General features: G+C 47.9%; 17 protein-coding genes. 13 read left to right on the top strand and 4 right to left on the bottom strand.

Going from position 1 to position 21011, the window contains the following annotated elements:
* The first annotated feature begins 123 nt into the window (after positions 1–123).
* The 7 genes from tig (at position 124) to L4D12_RS01825 (ending at position 9040) form a co-directional block, all read left to right on the top strand.
* On the top strand, positions 124–1425 hold the full coding sequence (gene tig / locus L4D12_RS01855; RefSeq protein WP_428446111.1) for a trigger factor: 1302 nt from the start codon (positions 124–126) through the stop codon (positions 1423–1425).
* A gap of 107 nt (positions 1426–1532) precedes the next feature.
* Positions 1533–2156: an ATP-dependent Clp endopeptidase proteolytic subunit ClpP gene (gene clpP / locus L4D12_RS01850; protein ID WP_428446110.1), complete on the top strand. Its 624-nt coding sequence runs from the start codon at positions 1533–1535 to the stop codon at positions 2154–2156.
* Between the two features lie 116 nt (positions 2157–2272).
* Positions 2273–3553, top strand: coding sequence for an ATP-dependent protease ATP-binding subunit ClpX (gene clpX / locus L4D12_RS01845; RefSeq protein ID WP_428446109.1), 1281 nt, complete (start codon positions 2273–2275; stop codon positions 3551–3553).
* Between the two features lie 128 nt (positions 3554–3681).
* Complete coding sequence (gene lon / locus L4D12_RS01840) at positions 3682–6054, top strand: endopeptidase La (RefSeq protein WP_428446108.1); 2373 nt, start codon at positions 3682–3684, stop codon at positions 6052–6054.
* Positions 6055–6273: 219 nt separating this feature from the next.
* Positions 6274–6546, top strand: a complete 273-nt coding sequence (gene hupB / locus L4D12_RS01835) for a nucleoid-associated protein HU-beta (RefSeq protein ID WP_428446107.1) — start codon at positions 6274–6276, stop codon at positions 6544–6546.
* Between the two features lie 172 nt (positions 6547–6718).
* Complete coding sequence (gene ppiD, locus L4D12_RS01830; RefSeq protein WP_428446106.1) at positions 6719–8608, top strand: peptidylprolyl isomerase; 1890 nt, start codon at positions 6719–6721, stop codon at positions 8606–8608.
* A 138-nt stretch (positions 8609–8746) separates the two neighbouring features.
* Positions 8747–9040: a ComEA family DNA-binding protein gene (locus L4D12_RS01825; RefSeq protein ID WP_428446105.1), complete on the top strand. Its 294-nt coding sequence runs from the start codon at positions 8747–8749 to the stop codon at positions 9038–9040.
* Between the two features lie 103 nt (positions 9041–9143).
* On the opposite strand, the gene rrtA is transcribed toward L4D12_RS01825, so the two are convergent.
* The gene (rrtA, locus tag L4D12_RS01820) at positions 9144–9710 is read right to left on the bottom strand and encodes a rhombosortase (RefSeq protein WP_428446104.1); all 567 of its coding nucleotides are present in this window, start codon (positions 9708–9710) and stop codon (positions 9144–9146) included.
* 10 nt (positions 9711–9720) lie between these two features.
* On the opposite strand from rrtA, the gene L4D12_RS01815 reads away from it, so the two are divergent.
* Positions 9721–10344 (top strand): tRNA-uridine aminocarboxypropyltransferase, encoded by a 624-nt coding sequence (locus L4D12_RS01815; protein ID WP_428446103.1) that lies wholly within the window; start codon positions 9721–9723, stop codon positions 10342–10344.
* Between the two features lie 392 nt (positions 10345–10736).
* On the opposite strand, the gene L4D12_RS01810 is transcribed toward L4D12_RS01815, so the two are convergent.
* From L4D12_RS01810 to L4D12_RS01800, 3 genes are all read right to left on the bottom strand, one after another.
* On the bottom strand, positions 10737–12104 hold the full coding sequence (locus L4D12_RS01810; protein ID WP_428446102.1) for an anti-phage deoxyguanosine triphosphatase: 1368 nt from the start codon (positions 12102–12104) through the stop codon (positions 10737–10739).
* Complete coding sequence (gene yfbR / locus L4D12_RS01805; protein WP_428446101.1) at positions 12104–12688, bottom strand: 5'-deoxynucleotidase; 585 nt, start codon at positions 12686–12688, stop codon at positions 12104–12106. The genes L4D12_RS01810 and yfbR overlap by 1 nt, the downstream gene beginning before the upstream one ends.
* A 201-nt stretch (positions 12689–12889) precedes the next feature.
* Complete coding sequence (locus L4D12_RS01800; protein ID WP_428446100.1) at positions 12890–14104, bottom strand: pyridoxal phosphate-dependent aminotransferase; 1215 nt, start codon at positions 14102–14104, stop codon at positions 12890–12892.
* Positions 14105–14718: 614 nt separating this feature from the next.
* Between L4D12_RS01800 and L4D12_RS01795 the strand changes: the two genes are divergently transcribed.
* The 5 genes from L4D12_RS01795 to menE are packed head-to-tail and all read left to right on the top strand — an operon-like array spanning position 14719 to position 20986.
* A complete protein-coding gene (locus L4D12_RS01795; RefSeq protein ID WP_428446099.1) occupies positions 14719–16035 on the top strand; it encodes an isochorismate synthase in 1317 nt (438 codons plus the stop codon).
* Positions 16032–17771: a 2-succinyl-5-enolpyruvyl-6-hydroxy-3-cyclohexene-1-carboxylic-acid synthase gene (gene menD, locus L4D12_RS01790; protein WP_428446098.1), complete on the top strand. Its 1740-nt coding sequence runs from the start codon at positions 16032–16034 to the stop codon at positions 17769–17771. The genes L4D12_RS01795 and menD overlap by 4 nt, the downstream gene beginning before the upstream one ends.
* Positions 17755–18588, top strand: coding sequence for a 2-succinyl-6-hydroxy-2,4-cyclohexadiene-1-carboxylate synthase (gene menH, locus L4D12_RS01785; RefSeq protein WP_428446097.1), 834 nt, complete (start codon positions 17755–17757; stop codon positions 18586–18588). The genes menD and menH overlap by 17 nt, the downstream gene beginning before the upstream one ends.
* 38 nt (positions 18589–18626) lie before the next feature.
* Positions 18627–19601, top strand: a complete 975-nt coding sequence (menC, locus tag L4D12_RS01780) for an o-succinylbenzoate synthase (RefSeq protein WP_428446096.1) — start codon at positions 18627–18629, stop codon at positions 19599–19601.
* Positions 19601–20986, top strand: coding sequence for an o-succinylbenzoate--CoA ligase (gene menE, locus L4D12_RS01775; protein ID WP_428446095.1), 1386 nt, complete (start codon positions 19601–19603; stop codon positions 20984–20986). The genes menC and menE overlap by 1 nt, the downstream gene beginning before the upstream one ends.
* Positions 20987–21011 lie beyond the last annotated feature (25 nt).

Here is a 21011-nt window from a genome sequence, read left to right as displayed (position 1 = left end):
CAGAATTAAGGCGTTATGGTTTTGGCGTGGTAGCCAGCCATAACACGAAAGGATGCCACCGTCAGTATGACTGATCGGCAACATCACTCAGAGAACACTGAGTAAGTTTTGAGGTTAAATATAATGCAAGTTACCGTTGAAACCACTGAAGGTCTAGAACGCCATCTAACTATCACAGTTCCTGCTGCAAACATCGAGAATGCAGTAACAGCTGAACTGAAGAAAATTGCTAAGAATCGTCGTTTCGATGGTTTCCGTCCAGGTAAAGCACCAATCAAAATGGTTGCTCGCATGTTCGGCGCGTCTGTACGTCACGATATCCTTGGTGAAGTGATGCAGCGTCACTACATCGAAGCAATCGTAAAAGAGAAAATTAATCCAGCTGGCGCACCAACGTTCACTCCTGTTGAGCTTGCTGAAGGCAAAGATCTAGTATTTAAAGCAACTTTCGAAGTTTTCCCTGAAATCGAACTTGCTGGCCTAGACAAAATTGCAGTTGAAAAACCAGCCGTTGAAGTGAAAGCTGAAGATGTAGACGGTATGCTTGATACGCTACGTAAGCAGCAAGCAACTTGGAAAGAAGTTGACACTGCTGCTGTTGCAGACAGCCGTGTAACTATCGATTTCGTTGGTTCTATCGACGGTGAAGAATTCGACGGCGGTAAAGCTGAAGGTTTCGCACTAGCAATGGGCCAGGGCCGCATGATCCCTGGTTTCGAAGACGGTGTAGTTGGTAAGAAAGCGGGCGACGAGTTCACTGTAGAAGTGACTTTCCCTGAAGAATACCACGCTGAAAACCTAAAAGGTAAAGCGGCATCTTTCGCTATCACACTGCATAAAGTTGAAGCGCAAGAGCTACCTGAACTTACTGAAGAGTTCGTTGCTAAGTTCGGTGTTGAAGACGGTTCTGTAGACGGTCTGAAAGCTGAAGTTCGCAAGAACATGGAGCGTGAGCTTAAGCAAGCAGTTAAAGGCCGTATTAAAGAGCAAGTGCTTAACGGTCTTGTTGAGCAGAACGATATCAACGTTCCTGCTGCGCTTATCGATCAAGAAATCAATGTTCTACGCCAGCAGGCAACTCAGCGCTTCGGCGGTGATGCTGCTAATGCACCTGAACTACCACGTGAGCTGTTCGAAGAGCAAGCTAAGCGTCGCGTAGTAGTTGGTCTGCTTCTTGGTGAAGTGATCAAGGCTGAAGAGCTAAAAGCAGACGAAGAGCGCGTTAAAGCGATCATCGCTGAAATGGCTTCTGCATACGAAGATCCAACAGAAGTTATTGCTTACTACGAGCAAAACGAGCAGATGATGAACAACATGCGCAACGTTGCTCTTGAAGAGCAAGCTATCGATGCGCTTCTGGCAAAAGCTCAGGTTACTGAGAAAGAAGTTAGCTTTAACGAGCTAATGAACCAGCCAGCAGCTTAATTTGCTGAAATTACTGTAGGGATTTGACTTTACTTCAAATCTTCTGCTAAGAATGGTCCGTGTGAGAGTAATTTCATTCGGGCCATTTATTTTAGGGAAATAACGTTATGAGCTACCAAGAAAAAAACGCCATGTCGCCGATTTTAGATGCGCTGGTTCCTATGGTGGTCGAGCAGACTTCTCGTGGTGAACGTTCCTACGACATCTATTCCCGACTATTGAAAGAGCGTGTGATCTTCCTGACCGGCCAGGTTGAAGATCATATGGCTAACTTAGTCGTTGCTCAGCTTTTGTTCCTTGAGTCAGAGAATCCTGACAAGGATATTTTCCTGTACATTAACTCTCCGGGTGGTTCTGTGACTGCGGGCATGTCAATTTATGACACCATGCAGTACATCAAACCAAACGTGAGCACTGTGTGTATGGGCCAAGCATGTTCAATGGGTGCTTTCCTTCTCGCGGGTGGCGCACAGGGCAAGCGTTACTGCCTGCCTAATTCACGTGTGATGATTCACCAGCCATTGGGTGGCTTCCAAGGACAAGCATCGGATATTCAGATCCATGCACAAGAAATTCTAACGATTAAGCAGCGACTGAACGGTCTGCTTGCCGATCATACAGGTCAACCGCTGGAAGTGGTTGAACGCGATACTGATCGTGATAACTTTATGTCGGCAGAGCAAGCGGTTGAGTACGGTTTGGTCGACGCTGTTTTGAGTCAGCGTAATTAAAGGCGATTGTTCTCTCCGTGCACTGGCTGGGCTAGTTGCACGGAGCAAAACGACCCGAGTTGTTATACACTCAAAACAAGGCAATGATGGGGTAAGACCCGAAAAGAGGTTAGCGAATGACAGATAAGCGAAAAGAGAGCGGTAGTGGAAAACTGCTGTACTGCTCTTTCTGCGGTAAAAGTCAGCATGAAGTTCGCAAGCTGATTGCAGGCCCTTCTGTGTATATTTGCGATGAATGTGTTGACTTGTGCAACGACATCATTCGTGAAGAAATCAAAGAAGTGATGCCTAAGCGTGATGGCAGCGAGCTTCCGACACCACAGCAAATTCGTAAAAACCTGGATGAGTACGTAATTGGTCAAAACCATGCGAAGAAAGTGCTAGCAGTAGCGGTGTATAACCACTATAAGCGTCTTCGTAACGGTGATACCAACAGTGATGGCGTTGAGCTGGGCAAGAGTAACATCCTGCTTATCGGCCCAACAGGTAGTGGTAAAACGCTGCTGGCTGAAACACTGGCACGTATGCTTGATGTTCCTTTCACAATGGCTGATGCGACCACGCTGACTGAAGCGGGTTACGTTGGTGAAGATGTGGAAAACATCATCCAGAAGCTGCTACAGAAATGTGATTACGATGTAGCCAAAGCTGAGCGCGGCATTGTGTACATCGATGAAATCGATAAGATTTCTCGCAAGTCAGATAACCCATCAATTACCCGTGATGTCTCGGGTGAAGGTGTTCAGCAGGCTTTGCTGAAGCTGATTGAAGGTACTGTGGCATCGGTACCACCACAAGGTGGCCGTAAGCATCCACAGCAAGAATTCTTGCAGGTTGATACTTCTAAGATCCTATTTATTTGTGGCGGCGCATTTGCCGGCCTGGATAAAGTGGTTGATCAGCGTGTCGCAACCGGTACGGGTATCGGCTTTGGTGCAGACGTTCGTTCTAAAGATGAATCTCGCACGTTGAGTGACTTGTTTGAGCAAGTTGAACCAGAAGATTTGGTCAAATATGGCTTGATCCCTGAGTTCATCGGTCGTCTTCCTGTTACCGCTATTCTTAATGAGCTGGATGAGGATGCGCTGGTACAGATCCTGCGTGAACCGAAAAATGCATTGACTAAGCAATATGCGGCACTGCTTGAGCTTGAAAATGTTGAGCTTGAGTTCCGTGATGATGCGTTGGTTGCAATTGCTCGTAAGGCGATGGCGCGTAAGACAGGTGCTCGTGGTTTACGATCAATTGTTGAAGCGGTACTGCTTGATACCATGTATGAATTACCTTCAGCTGAAGGTGTTAGCAAGGTTGTTATCGATGAATCAGTGATCAAAGGTGAATCTGAGCCTTTGTTGATTTACGAAAATACTGAAAGCCAAGCTGCTGGTGCTGAGTAAATTCTGCCCAAATAGGTGAAAAAAGGAGGCTTGTGCCTCCTTTTTTATTTTCTGTTAGCTATCCCGTTGAATATTGAGTGCTTGCCCCCATATACTCAGTAAAGAGATTGAACGGAAGAGAGAATATTATGAACCTGGAGCGTTCGGAACGCCTTGAGATCCCCGTTCTGCCACTGCGTGATGTGGTGGTTTACCCGCATATGGTTATTCCATTGTTTGTCGGTCGGGATAAGTCTATTCGTTGCCTTGAAGCGGCGATGGATGATAACAAACAAATTTTATTAGTGGCCCAGAAAGAAGCGGCGACTGATGAACCTTCTATCGAAGACCTCTATGATGTCGGTACGGTTGCGACCATTCTACAGCTGCTGAAGCTTCCTGATGGTACCGTTAAGGTACTGGTAGAAGGTCAGCAACGTGCCAAGGTTGAAAACCTGCGTGATGATGAATTTTTCAGTGCTGAGGCCGAGTTCCTTGTCACGGAAGAGATGGATGAGCGTGAGCAGGAAGTCTTAGTTCGTACTGCGATCAATCAGTTTGATGGTTTCATTAAGCTGAATAAAAAGATCCCGCCGGAAGTACTGACATCCCTCAATGGTATTGAGGAGGCTGCGCGTCTGGCTGACACTATTGCCGCTCATATGCCGCTAAAGTTGGCTGATAAGCAGAAGGTACTGGAAATTGTCGGTGTGGCGGAGCGTCTAGAGTTCCTGATGGCGATGATGGAATCTGAGATTGATCTGTTGCAGGTAGAAAAGCGTATCCGTGGCCGTGTCAAAAAGCAGATGGAAAAAAGCCAGCGCGAATACTATCTCAACGAGCAGATGAAAGCGATCCAGAAAGAACTGGGGGAGCTGGATGACGCACCGGATGAATTTGAATCGTTAAAGATCAAAATTGACGAGTCGAAGATGCCCGCTGAAGCACGCGAAAAAACCGAGCAAGAATTGCAAAAGCTGAAGATGATGTCACCGATGTCAGCAGAGGCAACGGTGGTGCGCGGCTACATTGATTGGATGCTGAGTGTGCCTTGGCACAAGCGTTCAAAAGTGAAGAAGAATCTGGCGAAGGCTGAAGAGATCCTTAATGCAGACCATTATGGCCTTGAGCGCGTCAAAGAACGTATCCTTGAGTACTTAGCGGTACAGAGCCGTGTGAATAAGCTGAAGGGGCCAATTCTATGCCTTGTGGGTCCTCCTGGTGTGGGTAAAACCTCATTGGGTCAGTCTATTGCTGCGGCGACTGGTCGTAAGTACGTTCGTATGGCATTGGGTGGCGTGCGTGATGAAGCTGAAATCCGTGGTCATCGTCGTACTTATATCGGTTCTATGCCGGGCAAGCTGATCCAGAAGATGGCCAAGGTGGAAGTTAAGAATCCACTGTTCCTGTTGGATGAGATCGATAAAATGTCGTCTGACATGCGTGGTGACCCAGCATCTGCGTTGCTTGAGGTGTTAGATCCAGAGCAGAATAATGCATTTAATGATCACTACCTGGAAGTTGATTACGATTTGTCTGACGTGATGTTTGTGGCGACGTCAAACTCGATGAATATTCCTGGTCCATTATTAGACCGTATGGAAGTGATTCGTTTGTCAGGTTACACCGAAGACGAGAAGCTTAATATTGCTAAGCGTCATTTGCTTGATAAGCAAATTCAACGTAATGGTTTGAAGCCCGCAGAAATTGAAGTCGCTGATTCCGCGCTGATTGGGATTATCCGTTATTATACCCGTGAAGCGGGTGTCCGTAGTCTAGAGCGTGAAATCTCAAAACTATGCCGTAAGGCGGTAAAAGAGATTTTGCTTAATCCTAGCATCAAAAAAGTAGTGATCAATCAGGATAACCTGAAGGCCTACTTGGGCGTGCAGCGTTTTGATTATGGTAAGGCAGAAGAAAATAACCGTATTGGTCAAGTGACAGGTTTAGCTTGGACAGAAGTCGGTGGTGATCTGTTAACCATTGAAACGGAATCAATGCCGGGCAAAGGCAAGCTAACATACACGGGTTCTCTGGGTGATGTTATGCAAGAGTCTATCCAAGCGGCGATGACGGTTGTGCGCACCCGTGCGGAGCGCTTAGGTATTGCTGCTGATTTCTATGAGAAGCGTGATATTCATGTTCACGTACCAGAAGGGGCGACGCCGAAAGATGGACCAAGTGCAGGTATTGCCATGTGTACTGCGCTGGTGTCTAGCTTGACGGGTAACCCGGTCCGTGGTGATGTAGCGATGACGGGTGAAATCACCCTGCGTGGTGAAGTATTGCCAATTGGTGGCCTGAAGGAAAAACTTCTGGCTGCGCATCGTGGTGGTATTAAAACCGTGCTGATCCCGAAAGAAAATGAACGTGATCTTGAAGAGATCCCGGACAACGTTATCGCGGATTTAGAGGTGTGCCCAGTACGATGGATTGATGAAGTACTAACCATTGCATTGCAGAATAATCCAGCAGGTATTGAGCTGGTCAACACCCAAAACAGTGACATGCAGCAAAGTTAAGTGATGAAAAAACGCTTTCGAGGTCAAAAGCCTTGTCAGCGTTTTTTTGTGTCGTTATAAGTGAGTTCTAATTTTCTGTTGGCTCAATAATATCAATGCAGGCTCATCGTTTAAGCTCTGTACTGGTAGCATTCGATCTGATGTATTTTATTATCCACTACGCAGTATTAGTGCCTAGGAGGCGGCGAGTGGATAGCGTTCTATAGAGGGGATGTGATCGTGAATAAAACTCAATTAGTTGATAAAATCGCTGAGAATGCTGACATTTCGAAAGCGTCTGCAGGCCGTGCTTTAGATGCATTTATTGAAGCGGTTTCTGGTAGCTTAAAGTCAGGTGATCCGGTTGCGCTTGTTGGCTTTGGGACTTTTTCAGTACGTGAGCGTGCAGCGCGTACTGGTCGCAATCCACAAACGGGTGCAGAGATTCAGATCGCAGCCGCTAAAGTTCCAGGCTTTAAAGCGGGTAAAGCGCTTAAAGATTCTGTAAACTAAGGTTTTGGGCACAACCTGCCAGTTTGTATGAACAAACATGCCTTCAGGTTGTCACAGATAGACAACAAAGCATGACTAAAGGGCGCATCATGTAGATGCGCTTTTTTACTTTGCATAAGTGTGAACTTTTCAGGTCCATGCCAGATCGAATAAGTAGGAGATACGGCAAATTATGATGGAGCGTATACGCGAAGGCGTAAACAGCATTTGGGTCAAAATTATTCTTGGCTTAATTATATTTGTTTTTGTTTTTGCTGGTGTGGGCAGCTACCTTGTAGGTGGTGGCCAACAAGTAGCGGCAACAGTAGACAATCATGAAATCAGCCAGCGTGAGTTTGAGATGGCTTACCAGAACGAACGCAATCGCATGCAATCGCAGCTGGGTGATTCTTTCTCAACGTTAATGGGTGATCCTGCTTATGTGCAGCAGTTCCGTCGTAGCGTACTGGATCGCATGGTGAATGACCTGCTGATTGAGCAACGTGCGAATGAGCTGGGTTTGCGTATCAGTGATGAACAAATCAGTGCCGCCATTTTTGCGATGCCTGAGTTCCAGCGCAATGGTGTGTTCGATAACGAGCAGTATAATTCGTTGTTACGCCGCTCTGGTATAACACCGGACATGTTTGCTGAATCGATGCGTACAGACCTACTTCGTCGGCAGTTCTTATTGGCAATTCAGAGCAGCAACTTTACCCTTGGTAATGAGCTGACGGCGTTGACCAAGCTTGAGCAACAGCAACGTGAAATTCGTACATTAACCTTAGATGTAGCAGCATTTACGAAGAATGCGGAAATCACCGATGCCGAAGCAAAAGCGTATTATGAGAAAAACCCACAGCTTTATACGCGCCCAGAGCAAATGAAGGTGTCTTATATTGAGCTGTCTGGTGATAATCTGAAAACCACGCTTAACGTTACCGATGCCGATGCGAAAGCATATTACGACGAGAATCAGGCTAAGTTCGGTACCGCAGAGCAGCGTCAAGTTAGCCATATTCTGGTTCAGGGTAAAGACAGCGATGCAAAAGCCAAGGCAGAAGCATTACTGGTTGAGCTAAATAACGGTGCTGATTTTGCGGAACTGGCGAAGACATCTTCTGATGATACGTTCAGCGCGAAAAACGGCGGTAAGCTTGATTGGTTTGAGCGCGGTGTGATGGATCCTGCTTTTGAAGACGCGGCATTTGCGTTAAACAAAGGTGAGGTCTCCGGCGTTGTTGAGTCTGATTTTGGTTATCACATCATCAAGTTAGATGATGTTAAAGAGCCAACAGTAAAACCGTTTGCTGATGTCCATGATGAGATTGTTACTGAGCTACGCGAGCAGCGTGCTGCTGAAGCATTTTATGATCTACAAACTCAGCTGGCAGAGAAAGCCTTCGAGGCGGAAGACTCGCTAGATGATGCAGCCGAAGCGGTGAATACAACAGTACATACTACTGATTTCATTTCTCAAGCTGATGCGCCTGAGTTATTGGCCACACCTGCTGTTATGCAAGCGCTAATGAGTCCAGAAGTACGTGAAGACGGTTTGAACTCGGATGTGATTGAAATTGCTCCTGAGCATGTTGTTGTTGTTCGTGTTGATGATGCACGCGATGAAATGGTATTGCCATTTGATGACGTCGTCGTTCAGGTAAAACAGCATCTGGCTATTCAGAAGGGTGAAGAGCAAGCGCAAGCTAAAGCGGATGAACTTGTTAAGCAATTACGTGAGGGTAATACTGCCGTTGTTGCAGAACAAGGTTTGAGCTTCTCTGCGCCAGAGACCATCTATCGAATGGGAGCTGATCGTATGATTGCTCAAGTTGCATTTAGCATGGCCAAGCCTGTTGACGGCAAAGCGGTTTACGGTGTGACGCGTGACTCAGCAGGTAATGTGCTGATCATTGCATTGGACAAAGTGATAGAGGCGGATGTCTCCAATGTGGCAACTGACAGTCAGTTGGCCAGACAGCTGGAGCAGATGTATGCTCAGCAAGATGTGATGGCAACGTTGGAAGTGTTACGCGATACCGCAGAAGTCACTATTCCTGTAGCTGACACACCTGCAAACTAATTGTAATTAATACATTAGTCGACGGGCCGCCATGTGCGGCCCGTCGTTTTTTTGCAGGTATAGTCGCACTTATTGTTTACTCTCTAAAGGTATCCTTCTAGTTTGAAATTGAACTTTACATATGAAAAGAGGATAACAATGAAAACTACGTTGGCAATGGTTGGGTTAGTGGTAGCGTTAGGTGTACTGCCGGTAAACACGGCGTTAGCAAAGGCAGATAGCCATGAAGGTATTGATATTACAGTAAATATTAATACAGCTAATGCGGAAGAACTGGATAAGTTACTGGTCGGTATTGGTCCGGATAAGGCGGCGAGTATTGTTAAATACCGTGATGCCAATGGTGAGTTTGATTCCGCAGAAGCATTGATGAAGGTGAAAGGGATTGGTCCATCGACCATTGAAAAAAATAGCGATCGTATCAAGCTATAATGATTGAAGGGAGTGATGTTTGTAGTACTCCCGTACCGGATTGATGAGCGGCTGCAACTGTTACTACTTCATGCGTAGTGATAGGCAATTATCATCGTTACCTTTACTGTTTGCTTGGTTGAAAGCAAAGAGTGATCAACCAAGGGACGATAGCAATAACAATACCGGCTATGACACCAGTTAGGTGCGCTTCTATAGCAACGCGGGCGTCAATCAGCGCCGCTGAACTTAAGGACCCACCAAAGACTTGTTCTTCTGCCACTTTGATAATCACCCCTGCCAACATTAGCCAGCCTAGTTTCTCTTTTGCCAGAATATCTCGACAAGCTCCCCAGGCAAACAGGCCATGCAATACACCCGATAAACCCGCATACCAGTTCATTGATGACCACAATAAAGTGATACCGATAATGGCTGATAGACCAAAAAGTAAGCCAAGTAGGCGGTAAGCATTTAATTGAGCCCGGAAGATAAAGGTAATGATTGCCAAGGCGATGCTGTTCATTATCATGTGAGGCCAATTGGTGTGGGTAAAGTTTCCAGTCACAATCTGCCACACTTCACCCTGTGCAATAGTACTCTGTTGCCAGGCTAATATTGATTGTGCGCTGGGTAACTGAGCGACAGCCATCATAGCGATGGTAAAAATGACGATGAGACGGATAGACAAGGCAACCTCGATGAGTCGATATTGTGAACAGTGCGGTAAGGCTAAACAGGCCTGTATTTGCCGCTGGATCCAAGTAGTTGATGCTAAAACTGAACTGTGGATATTACAACACCCTTCTGAGGTAAAACGTGCTATTGGCACCGCCCGGATCTTAACGTTATCCCTGCCTAACGCTAAACTGTGGGTTGGCGAAAATTTTTCGGAACATGAAGAAATCAATCAGTTACTGGCAGAGCCTGATCGTGACGTGTGGGTGATTTACCCCGGAGAGACCGCAGTGCCGATTTCAACACTGATCGCCAGTGACAAGGGGGATGCCAATCGTCATGTAAAACGGCGCACGTTGATCTTGCTCGATGGTACCTGGAAAAAGGCCTACAAAATGTGGTTGCTGTCTTCGAACTTGCAGAAACTGCCGACCGTCGCGCTCGATAATGCGGATGATGGCAACTACCGGATCCGTAAATCCCCTAAAGCCCAGGGGGTCTCCACCGTGGAGGCTGGATACTTGGCATTATCGGCGTTAGAAGGTGATGGTGAAAAATTTACCCCGTTACTGGATGCTTTTAACCAGATGATTGAGTTTCAGATCCAGCAGATGCCTAAAGGGGTGTTTGAGAAGAATTACAGGTAAAATCAGGGACGAGTTTCGAGGGGTGAGGAGGAGCGGGGAGAGCAGGGACGAGGAAGAGCGGTTTAAGATCGGAAGAGCAAATGCAAAAGTGGACCACTACACTATGGGTAGAGCAAGAGTTAGGAGCGGGTTTCTAGGGACGAGTTTCTAGGAAGAGCGGTAAAGCGAGAGCGGTTCTGTGAACCTATGGTAAGAGCTGAATTATTGAAAATTATGTGCTTAAGTGCGTATTTTCATAAAACCTACAGTTGCTTAGGGCCATAGCGACGCTTTTAATTCCACAGAACCCGCTCTTAACTGCTCTTCCGCTTTTCCTAGTCCCTCGAAACTCGCCCCTGCTCTTCCTGCTCTTCCTCGCCCCTAGTCCCTCGAAACTCGTCCCTTTAGACTTGCTACTCGCTCTCTACCCCCATTGCTGCGGTGGGGTGAAACAGGGTGCTGTACAACCGCTGGGCGAAGCCGTCGGTCATACCTGAGATATAATCAGCAATGATGCGGTGGGCGTTATCACCACTATTCTGAGCATGAAGCCAGCGGTCGCGGGTGTTTTCCGGTAGCAGACGTTCAGGATCGGCGGCGAAGGCGTCAAATAACTCCATGATCAGTTGTTGCCCTTTATATTCCAACCGTTGGATATCGGGTTTATGGACGACAAACTGGCTGACGAATTGCTTGAGTACATCCAAAACTGTTTCCATCGGATCTGACAGCACGGCGGTCCATTGCAGTAATGGCGCGTCAAAGCTGTCTATGCCATTTTGGATAGCCGGTGCAATATGGATAGAGGTCAATAACGCGTTGACCATCGCGCCAATGGCATCTTTGCGTTGGTGGTGAGTACCGAAGAGTTGTTCGCTTAATACACTGATCCGCGTTTCTAACCACGGCTCTCCGCAATCAGCCAGTTTGCTGGCCACGGCTTCCTGCCACTGCTCTCGAGTGACAATACCCATTACGATGGCATCTTCGAGATCATGTACGCCATAAGCAATGTCATCCGCCAGTTCCATGATCGAACAATCAAGAGATTTGAAGCGGGTTTTGAGGTGTTCGGTGGGGTGTTGCCGAGGGTGCCGCATCTGGCTGAAGAGTTCACGGTCATGGGCGGAAAAGGGGGCTAGAACCCACTCGAAAGTGGTTTGGTCATCGCGGTAGACGCCTTTCGCTGGATACCAGTCTTTGGCTTTGAGGTGACGAAAGTGATGAACGTCTGCGGGGCGATCAGGCGCGCAGGTTTGGCTGATGAATGCCGGGTACTTCAGTAAGCCGAGTAAGGTTCGACGAGACAGGTTCATCCCAAAATGCTCGGTATAGGGTTCGAGCAAGCTGACAATACGAAATGTCTGGGCGTTACCTTCAAACCCGCCATGCTGGCGCATCATGTAATTGAGCGCAACTTCCCCGCCATGGCCAAAAGGAGGGTGGCCAATATCATGGGCTAGGCACAGACTTTCCATCAGACTGTTCGATGGGAGTAACGCGCGAAACTCTGGTTGTTTGATTTTGAGCTGGGCAACAATCCCTGTCCCGATTTGTGAGGCTTCGAGCGAATGCGTCAGGCGGGTTCGGTAAAAGTCATGATGACCCGCGCCGTGTACTTGTGTTTTGGCTTGCAGGCGACGAAATGCTGCGGAGTGGAGGATGCGAGCCCGATCGCGCTGATAGGCTGAGCGATGGTCATTGCGCCGCTCTTTTTGCTCGTTGCTCTTACGAGCTTCCCATTGCAGGCTAAAATCATGGGTCAAAGTAAATGAAGGCATCAGCTGATCTCATCCAGGGTCAGGTTAAAGCTATCGACAAACGTTTGCAGGAAATATTCCATCTCCGGTGTAGAGCGAGCTGCCAAGGTTTTTTCGAGGTTATTTTTGGCTGTGGTAAATTCATGGTTACCGGCATTTAGCTCTTCAAGGCACTTCAGGTAAGCACACAGGCTGTCGGCTTGTTTGACTATGGCATAATCGTCTTTGTTGATCTGGTGGCTATCGAGTAGCGGGGCATAATCATCACGGAATTCTTCTGGGAGCATGGACAGGAGTTTTTGCTCGGCGGCTAATTCAATTTTTTTGTACTCTTCGGCAATCGCCGGGTTGTAATATTTGATTGGGGTCGGCATGTCTCCAGTCAATACTTCGCTGCAGTCGTGAAACATGCCCAGTAATGCGATACGCTCTGGGTTTGTGTGACCGGCAAACTTGCGGTTTTTAATAAGCGCAAGGGCATGGGCAACGAAAGCAACCTGCAGGCTATGTTCAGAGATGTTTTCGGTTTCGATACTGCGCATCAGTGGCCAGCGTTGGATCAGCTTCATGCGCGCAAGATGGGCAAAAAAATGGCTATGTTTCATGTCAGTACTTCTTTGCAGTGAAAACGGATAATCCTTTAAAGGTAACAGAAATTTTGTTTTGGCGAAGCGTTATCTTTCCCCCTGAATGGTCTAAAAATACAGCGACTGAAATGAGCGGCTTGAGCTCGCTTGGGAATATAAGTTACTGATATGAAAAAGCCCCGATATCTCGAGGCTTTGTGGCGAAGATGACAATGGTGATTATTGACGGTAGCTGTGAAGGAAGCGTTCGAGACGGCCAATCGCCATTTCCAAATCATCCACTCGTGGCAAGGTCACAATACGGAAGTGATCGGGTTGCTTCCAGTTAAAGCCGGTACCGTGAACAATCAGAACCTTTTCCTGTTGTAAGAAGTCCAGCGCCATTTTTTGGTCATCAACAATATTGAATTTCTTTTGATCCAGTTTCGGGAACAGATAAAGCGCGCCTTTAGGTTTAACACACGATACACCCGGAATCGAGGTTAAGAGATCGTAGGCTTTATTACGTTGTTCGAGCAGACGACCACCAGGTAGGATCAGCTCATTAATACTTTGATAGCCACCGAGTGCTGTTTGAATGGCATGTTGCATTGGCACGTTGGCACATAATCGCATTGATGAGAGCATTTCAAGCCCCTCAATATACCCTTTGGCATGCGATTTAGGACCAGAGAGCACCATCCATCCGGCACGGAAACCACATACACGGTATGACTTCGACAGGCCATTGAAAGTAATGCAGAAAACATCAGGTGCCAGTGGGGCTATCGAGGTGTGTTGAGCACCATCATAGAGAATTTTGTCGTAAATCTCATCGGCAAAAATAATCAGTTTATGCTGGCGTGCAATTTCAACCACTTCGAGTAGGAAGTCCCGGCTATATACCGCACCCGTTGGGTTATTGGGGTTGATCAGTACGATCCCCCGCGTATTCGCGGTGATTTTGCTGCGGATATCATCGAGATCAGGGTACCAGTCAGACTCTTCATCACACATATAATGCACAGCATTACCGCCAGACAGTGATACAGCTGCCGTCCAGAGAGGGTAATCAGGTGACGGCACGAGGATTTCATCATTGTTGTTGAGCAGCGCTTGCATCGCCAACACAATCAACTCAGAGCAGCCGTTACCGATATAGACATCTTCTACATCTAATTCCAGCATACCGCGTTTCTGGTAGTGCTGAACCACTGCTTTACGGGCGGAATAGATACCCTTTGAGTCGCAATAACCTTGTGAGGTTGGCAGGTTGCGAATGACATCAACCAGGATTTCATCAGGGGCATCAAAGCCAAACGGGGCTGGATTACCAATGTTAAGTTTGATGATTTTCTGCCCTTCTTCTTCCATGCGTTTGGCATGCTTCAGAACGGGACCTCGTATGTCGTAGCAGACATTATTGAGTTTTGATGACATCCCGATATTGTGCATTTGCTGTAATCCTGATTGATTGGAGTTTATGATCTCAAATTACACTATAAAACCTTATAAAATAAACACCAAGCCGGTAAAAATAGTGAAGAATAGTGATTTGTATAATTAAATTCTGTTATGACAGGTGAAAAGCGCTGCCTGGATGGGAATATGAGGCGGGTTTCGCTCTGTTGGTAGAATAAAATATTACATTAGATGGATTTGTTGTAGTTTTCGCCAATATTGTGGAGGCTAAGCCTAGTATCGCTTGGAAATCGTACTGCAAAGACCGATAGATAAGACACTTATGTCCATGATAACCAGCCCATTATGAAGACTGTTTTTTTTTAGGTTGCACGACAATGATCGAAAAGTAACTTTACGGTTGATTATAAGACGAAATGAAGATTCATGTTGAGCCATTACTTTATTAGTCACACTGCCTGAACTGGGGTAGAATGGCACGTTCACTATGTGGTTGATTGCCTAGTTTGCCTATCGACATGTTCGTTACCAATCTGTAATAGATAGGGGCAACGGCTGCATACAGTAAAAGATGCTAACTGATTAGCACTGATACAATCAGCCAGGGATGAGCCTTTATTAGTGCTTGATAGCTGAGTGAGGTTACCTTGACCGCGTTACAAAAAGCCGTTGAGTTCTTAGTAAGAAAAATTCAACAATCTGCAGCAACAACGCAACGATTAACAGTACCGCTGGATCTTCCTGCGAATACCGATCTAATAGAGTGGATAGAATCCCAACCTCTGTTCCCTAAATTTTACTGGCAGTCACGTGATTGTCGGGAAGAGGTCGTTGCGCTTGGCCAAATCAAAACATTTACCGACCCGAAGGTGGCTGAAAAAGTATTGGATACTGAACAGCGGATTTGGGGCGGGCGTTCGTTTGATGGTCGCACCAGTCGTAATCAACGCTGTTTATCGTCCTTCTTTTTCCTGCCCGTGCTTGAAGTGATTCGGTTAGATAACAGCTGGCAGCTTGCTGTAAACCTGTCGCAAGACAGTGTTGATAAAGTGCTGGCGGCCTTGTCTGATATCGCATTGGAAATTAAACACGTTTCTGATATTAAAAGTAAAATCTTAAGCCGAACCTATTCACCTGACTTCACTGGCTGGTCACAGATGATTGGTAATGCATTGGATGCGATCTCGTTGAAAGTGCTGGAAAAGGTCGTATTGGCTCGCAAGACAACCCTGACACTGGATACCCCCGTTTCTCCGGCTCAATTGCTTAAGGCTAGCCGTGCGGCCAACCACAACAGTTTCCATTTTATGATGGCGCTTGATGCGAAGCACTGTTTCGTCGGGTCGACCCCCGAGCGTCTGTTCCTGCGTCAGGAACGTGACTTGTGCACTGAAGCGTTAGCGGGCACGATCGGGCGGGGAATTAATGCGGCTGAAGATGATCGGTTAGCGCAGTGGTTGTTGGACGATAGCAAAAATCGCTATGAAAACCGGTTAGTGGTTGATGATATAGTGAGCCGTTTAGTCCCTCGTTGTACCAGCATGAATGTGGCTAAGATGCCGGAATTAATCCGCCTGCGTAAAGTGCAGCATCTTAAACGGGGTATTGATGCCCAGCTTAACGAGCAAGTCTATAGTTCAGAACTGCTTGATAGTTTACAGCCGACGGCCGCGATTGCGGGACTGCCTCGTGATAAAGCGCTTGATTTTATCCATGATAATGAACCATTTGCTCGCGGTTGGTATAGCGGTGCAGTGGGGTTCTTGAGCGGGACTCGTAGTGAGTTCTGTGTCGCGATCCGCAGTGCTCTGATCATGGGCGAAGAATTGCATTTGTTTGCAGGAGCGGGGATAGTGCCGGGATCGACCGCAGACAGTGAATGGAAAGAACTGGATCGTAAAACATCGACGCTGTGCAGTTTATTCAGTCAGGACGATGAAGACTGGGAGCGTAAAACAGCATGAATGCAACCATACCAGTAACGATGCCCGCCACTCCGGTGAGTCGTGCCGCGTTGAACAAACTCTGGGCTGGGCTGATGCTTGAAGAGCTTGCTCGCCTTGGCGTAAAGCATATTTGTATCGCACCGGGATCCCGTTCGACACCGTTAACCCTTGCGGCAGACAGTCACCCCCGTTTGACAGTACACACCCATTTTGATGAGCGTGGATTAGGGTTTATGGCGCTGGGGTTAGCCAAAGCCACCGATGAAGCGGTGGCGGTTGTGGTTACCTCTGGTACCGCCGTGGCGAATTTATTGCCTGCCGTTGCGGAAAGTGGCCTGACGGGGGAGAAGTTAGTGTTACTGACGTCTGATCGTCCGGTTGAGTTGATCCAGTGCGGTGCCAATCAGGCCATCCGTCAGCATGGGATTTTCTCTGATCATGTGACGGCCTTTCAGGCCATTCCCTCCCCATCACTGGATATCAGCCCTGCATGGTTGTTATCGACCATCGATAAAGTGATGGCGCAGCAGAATCAACAAGGTGGGGCGGTGCATTTTAACTGCCATTACCCTGAGCCACTTTACGGTGCTGACGCTGATTTTTCTTCATACCTTTCACCTGTCAAACATTGGCAGATGCAGAATACGCCATATACCCACTATCAAGATGCTATTTTACGTGAAGGCCATATCGATCAAGCTCTTTGGCATACGGTACAAAAACGTAAGGGGATAATTGTTGCTGGGCGTATGGTGCCGTCTGCCTATTCTGCCGTTGCTGCATTGGCAAAGCGACTCGGCTGGCCATTGTTGACTGATCCTCAAGCTGGGGGGAGCAGTGATTGGGCCGGATTTGATGTTTGGTTACAGAATCAAGAGTGCCAGAATCAATTGAGTCAGGCTGATGTATTGCTCCAGTTTGGTGGGCGTCTGGTGTCTAAACGGCTGTCGCAATTGATCGCTGCCGGGCAATGGCAGCATTACTGGCTGGTGGACCCTCTCGCGGGGCCGCTTGACCCGAGTTACCGCTGTTCTTTACGTATTCAGGCTGACGTTTCATTTTTTGCAAAGGGTCTAACCGCATCGGTAAGCCTGCCAGATAACGCGAACTGGGCGGCATCACTTAAAGGTGCATCAGAGCGTTATTTGATGCAGGTAAAAAAGCAGCATACGTCCCTCAGCGAAATCAGTTTAGCAGCGAACGTGATGGATTGGCTGCCGCCAGAGACGGAACTGTTTCTTGGTAATAGCTTAATTGTTCGCCTGCTTGATATGTGCGCTCGAATGCCAGAGACTGCCACGTTTGCTAACCGCGGCGCTTCCGGGATTGATGGTTTAGTGGCAACCGCAGCAGGGGTTCAGCGTGGTCGTCAGGCTCCGTTATTGTGTGTCCTTGGTGATACCTCACTCTTATATGATTTAAATTCACTGGCGTTGTTGAAACACGTTGACCAGCCATTCGTTGTGTTAGTGACCAACAATGATGGTGGGGCAATTTTTGATTTATTACCCGTTCCCGAAGCCCAGAAAGACGCCTTGTACCGCATGCCCCATGGGTTGAATTTTATGCATGCAGCAGCCATGTTCGGCTTGCATTATCATTGCCCAACGACGCTTGAAGAGGCCGAGCAGGCATGTCGTGTTGGTTTAGCTCAGGCTAGGACAACCTTGATCGAGATTCAAACACCAGCCGGTGAAAGCGGGGAGCAACTGAAGGCGTTGTTTGCTGGGGTGAGCCGTGCTGCTTTATTCTGAAACTTTTGGTCATCGTCGGCAGGGGGACTCGTCCCCTACGTTGGTATTCTTACATGGATTACTCGGTTCAGGACGAGATTGGCGGGATGTCGTCAATCAACTTGACCACGATTATTTCTGTATGACGATTGATTTACCTGGCCACGGTCAGAGTCGGTCACTCTTACCTGAGGGATTTGCCGAGGTTAGCCAATGGTTGCGCGACACACTGAGCAGCCGTGGCGTCAGGGATTATGTGTTAATTGGCTATTCTCTGGGGGCTCGGCTGGCGATGTATCATGCTTGTCAGCCCGTATTGGCAAGCGTTGCAGAAAAGCAGGAAGGGGAAAGTGTTCAACCTCATTTGGTGGGGTTAGTGCTGGAAGGCGGCAACTTTGGTTTGCCGCTAACTGACCGTGCTGCGCGATGGAGAAATGATCAGCACTGGGCTCAGCGGTTTGCAGATGAACCGATAAGCCAGGTCTTGGCTGACTGGTACCAACAGTCGGTTTTTTCTTCTTTGGATCATGACCAAAGACAAGGTTTACAAGCAAAGCGCAGTGATAACCTTGGCCGGGCTGTAGCGCATATGCTAATGGTGACCTCACTGGCAAAACAGCCCGAGTTACTGCCTGATGTTACTTGCTTGCCATTGCCGGTACAGTACCTCTGTGGTGAAGATGACAGCAAATTTAAATCCCTGGCCGCCGATTCTGGGCTTTCGCTCTCAGTGATCCCTGATGCCGGGCACAATGTACATGTTGAACAGCCTTATTTGTTTGCCATGGCATTACAACAGTATTTATTTAGAAATAACCTTTCAGCTGGTTGTTTTTAAAAAGTTTTTTACAAAGAATCAGTAGATGGACTTTTATCATGCGTAGCGCAAAACTGTACCAATATCAGCTTCCAATGGACTCCGGTGTGATCTTGCGCACCCAGCGTCTGATCAATCGAGATGGCTGGATTGTTGAACTGACCGATGGCCAGCGAGTGGGCTACGGTGAAATTGCCCCACTGCCTGAGTTTAGTCAGGAAAATGTTGCAGAAGCGGGAGAACAAGCCCAGCAATACCTTGAACAATGGGTAGAAACAGGCTCGTTTGACTTGACGTCAGCGCTACCATCAGTGGCTTTTGGACTCAGTATGGCAGCACTAGAGCTGCAAGGTGGCTTACCAGCGGAAGGGAACTATCAGGTCGCCCCGTTATGCTGTGGTGACCCCGATGATCTTGTTGTTGCACTGAGCAAGATGCCGGGGGAAAAAGTCGCAAAGATCAAAGTGGGGATGTATGAAGCAGTACGTGATGGCATGGTTGCCAACATGTTTATTGAATCTATTCCCAATATTCGCTTACGTCTTGATGCGAACCGTAAATGGACGCCAGTGAAAGCTCAGCAGTTTGCGAAGTATGTGAAACCTGAGCACCGAGCGGGTATCGCTTTTCTCGAAGAGCCTTGTATGACGCCAGCAGATAGCTTGGCGTTCGCTAATGAAACAGGGATTAATATTGCCTGGGATGAGACTGTGCGTGATGAAGGCTTTGAGGTGAAAGCCGAGCCGGGTGTGGTGGCGATTGTGATCAAACCAACCTTGGTTGGTTCGGTACAGCGTTGTATGACGTTGGTTGAACAAGCTCATGAGGCAGGCTTGACGGCGGTGATCAGCTCGAGCATGGAATCAAGCCTCGGCCTAAACCAGCTTGCGCGATTTGCCGCATGGCAAACACCGGATGTTATTCCAGGTCTTGATACCATGCAGTTATTCTTGAGCCAGTTAGAAACGCCATGGCCTGATTGCCAGTTACCCGTTAAGTCCCTCAATGAGCTTGCGCTAGTATGGCAGAAATAATGCCTGATATTTTTGCAACCTGGCCCTGGCAGCATTGGTTGAAAGAGCGGCCGTCAGCGGTTGCTTTATCTTTTGACGATCAGCAATTTAGTTGGGCTGAATTATCAGCTCGTGCTGAAGAATACGCACAAGGCTTGATTGAGCAAGGCGTAAAGCGTGATCAACTGGTTGCCGTTATTGCCCCTAACTCCGTGTCTGTATTGTGGCTGCTATTGGCAACCTTACGTGTCGGAGCCCGCTTTGTCGGGCTTAACCCAAGGGCTAGTCAGGCTGAGATCAATGAGCAGCTTGCCCAGTTGCAACCAGATTATGTTTGGTACCCAGCCAAAACGGAATTGACACTCGATGTTGCACCAAGATTGCATTTGTTGCCACCGGAGCATGCACGTCTGGTACCTGTAACGTGGCAGCCGACTCGGGCTGCCACGTTAACATTGACCTCGGGCTCGACTGGGGTGCCTAAAGCCGTCGTCCATTCAGCTCATACTCACCTTGCCAGTGCGGCTGGATTGCTAGAGTGGTTTGAGTTTAGTGCTGAAGATAGCTGGTTGTTATCACTGCCGATCTTTCATATCTCTGGCATGGCGATTATCTGGCGCTGGCTGTACCGCGGTGCTCAGTTGACAGTCTGTTCGCCACATCAGTTTAGTGAAGCCTTACAGACTGTGACGCATGCTTCGTTGGTCCCGACGCAGCTTCAGCGGGTATTAGAAAGCGATAGCGTGTCTTCTTTGAGTTTGAAGCGGGTTCTGCTGGGCGGGGCGATGATCCCATCTAGCCTGACACAACAAGCCAGTGAACGAGGCATAGAGTGCTGGAGTGGTTACGGGATGACAGAAATGGCATCGACGGTAACGGCAAAGTTGGCGAATGGCTCAGAGGGTGTTGGTGCCGTACTGCCCTATCGCGAAGTCACGCTCAAAGACGGTGAAGTGATGGTGCGCGGGGCAGCCTTATGTCTAGGTTACTACCGCAATAAAACCATTTTTCCGGTGAGCGAGCATGAGTGGTTTGCAACGAAAGATCTCGCGTGTTGGCAGGATGAGGAACTGCATATTCAGGGTAGGGCCGATCATATGTTTATTTCAGGCGGTGAAAATGTTCAGCCTGAGGACATTGAAAAAGTGCTGTTAGCCCACCCCTCAGTCACACAAGCTTTTGTACTTCCACAATCTGATCCTGAGTTTGGCCAGCGGCCGGTCGCGATTATTGACACTGAGGCTGAACTGGATGAAGCCTTGATAATGCAGTTATCTGCGTACATGAAGCAACACGTGGCGGCTTTTAAGCGCCCCATTCGTTACATCTGTCTGCCTATCGCATTACAAGGCAATGGTATCAAAGTCTCTCGTCATGCACTGACGGAGTGGCTGGCTCAAGCGTGATCTAGCCGACAAACTTAAGCAGAAG

Origin of the sequence: Photobacterium nomapromontoriensis (assembly GCF_050336815.1) — a bacterium.
GTDB lineage: Bacteria > Pseudomonadota > Gammaproteobacteria > Enterobacterales > Vibrionaceae > Photobacterium > Photobacterium nomapromontoriensis.
Note: the sequence above shows the minus strand (reverse complement) of the source record. Positions and strands in the feature narration are given on the sequence as shown.

Bases quoted from the DNA above. Each gene is read 5' to 3' on its own strand.
- tig (WP_428446111.1), top strand. From the start codon at position 124: ATGCAAGTTACCGTTGAAACCACTGAAGGTCTAGAACGCCATCTAACT.
- clpP (WP_428446110.1), top strand. From the start codon at position 1,533: ATGAGCTACCAAGAAAAAAACGCCATGTCGCCGATTTTAGATGCGCTG.
- clpX (WP_428446109.1), top strand. From the start codon at position 2,273: ATGACAGATAAGCGAAAAGAGAGCGGTAGTGGAAAACTGCTGTACTGC.
- lon (WP_428446108.1), top strand. From the start codon at position 3,682: ATGAACCTGGAGCGTTCGGAACGCCTTGAGATCCCCGTTCTGCCACTG.
- ppiD (WP_428446106.1), top strand. From the start codon at position 6,719: ATGATGGAGCGTATACGCGAAGGCGTAAACAGCATTTGGGTCAAAATT.
- L4D12_RS01825 (WP_428446105.1), top strand. From the start codon at position 8,747: ATGAAAACTACGTTGGCAATGGTTGGGTTAGTGGTAGCGTTAGGTGTA.
- L4D12_RS01815 (WP_428446103.1), top strand. From the start codon at position 9,721: ATGAGTCGATATTGTGAACAGTGCGGTAAGGCTAAACAGGCCTGTATT.
- L4D12_RS01810 (WP_428446102.1), bottom strand. From the start codon at position 12,104: ATGCCTTCATTTACTTTGACCCATGATTTTAGCCTGCAATGGGAAGCT.
- yfbR (WP_428446101.1), bottom strand. From the start codon at position 12,688: ATGAAACATAGCCATTTTTTTGCCCATCTTGCGCGCATGAAGCTGATC.
- L4D12_RS01800 (WP_428446100.1), bottom strand. From the start codon at position 14,104: ATGCACAATATCGGGATGTCATCAAAACTCAATAATGTCTGCTACGAC.
- menD (WP_428446098.1), top strand. From the start codon at position 16,032: ATGAATGCAACCATACCAGTAACGATGCCCGCCACTCCGGTGAGTCGT.
- menC (WP_428446096.1), top strand. From the start codon at position 18,627: ATGCGTAGCGCAAAACTGTACCAATATCAGCTTCCAATGGACTCCGGT.
- menE (WP_428446095.1), top strand. From the start codon at position 19,601: ATGCCTGATATTTTTGCAACCTGGCCCTGGCAGCATTGGTTGAAAGAG.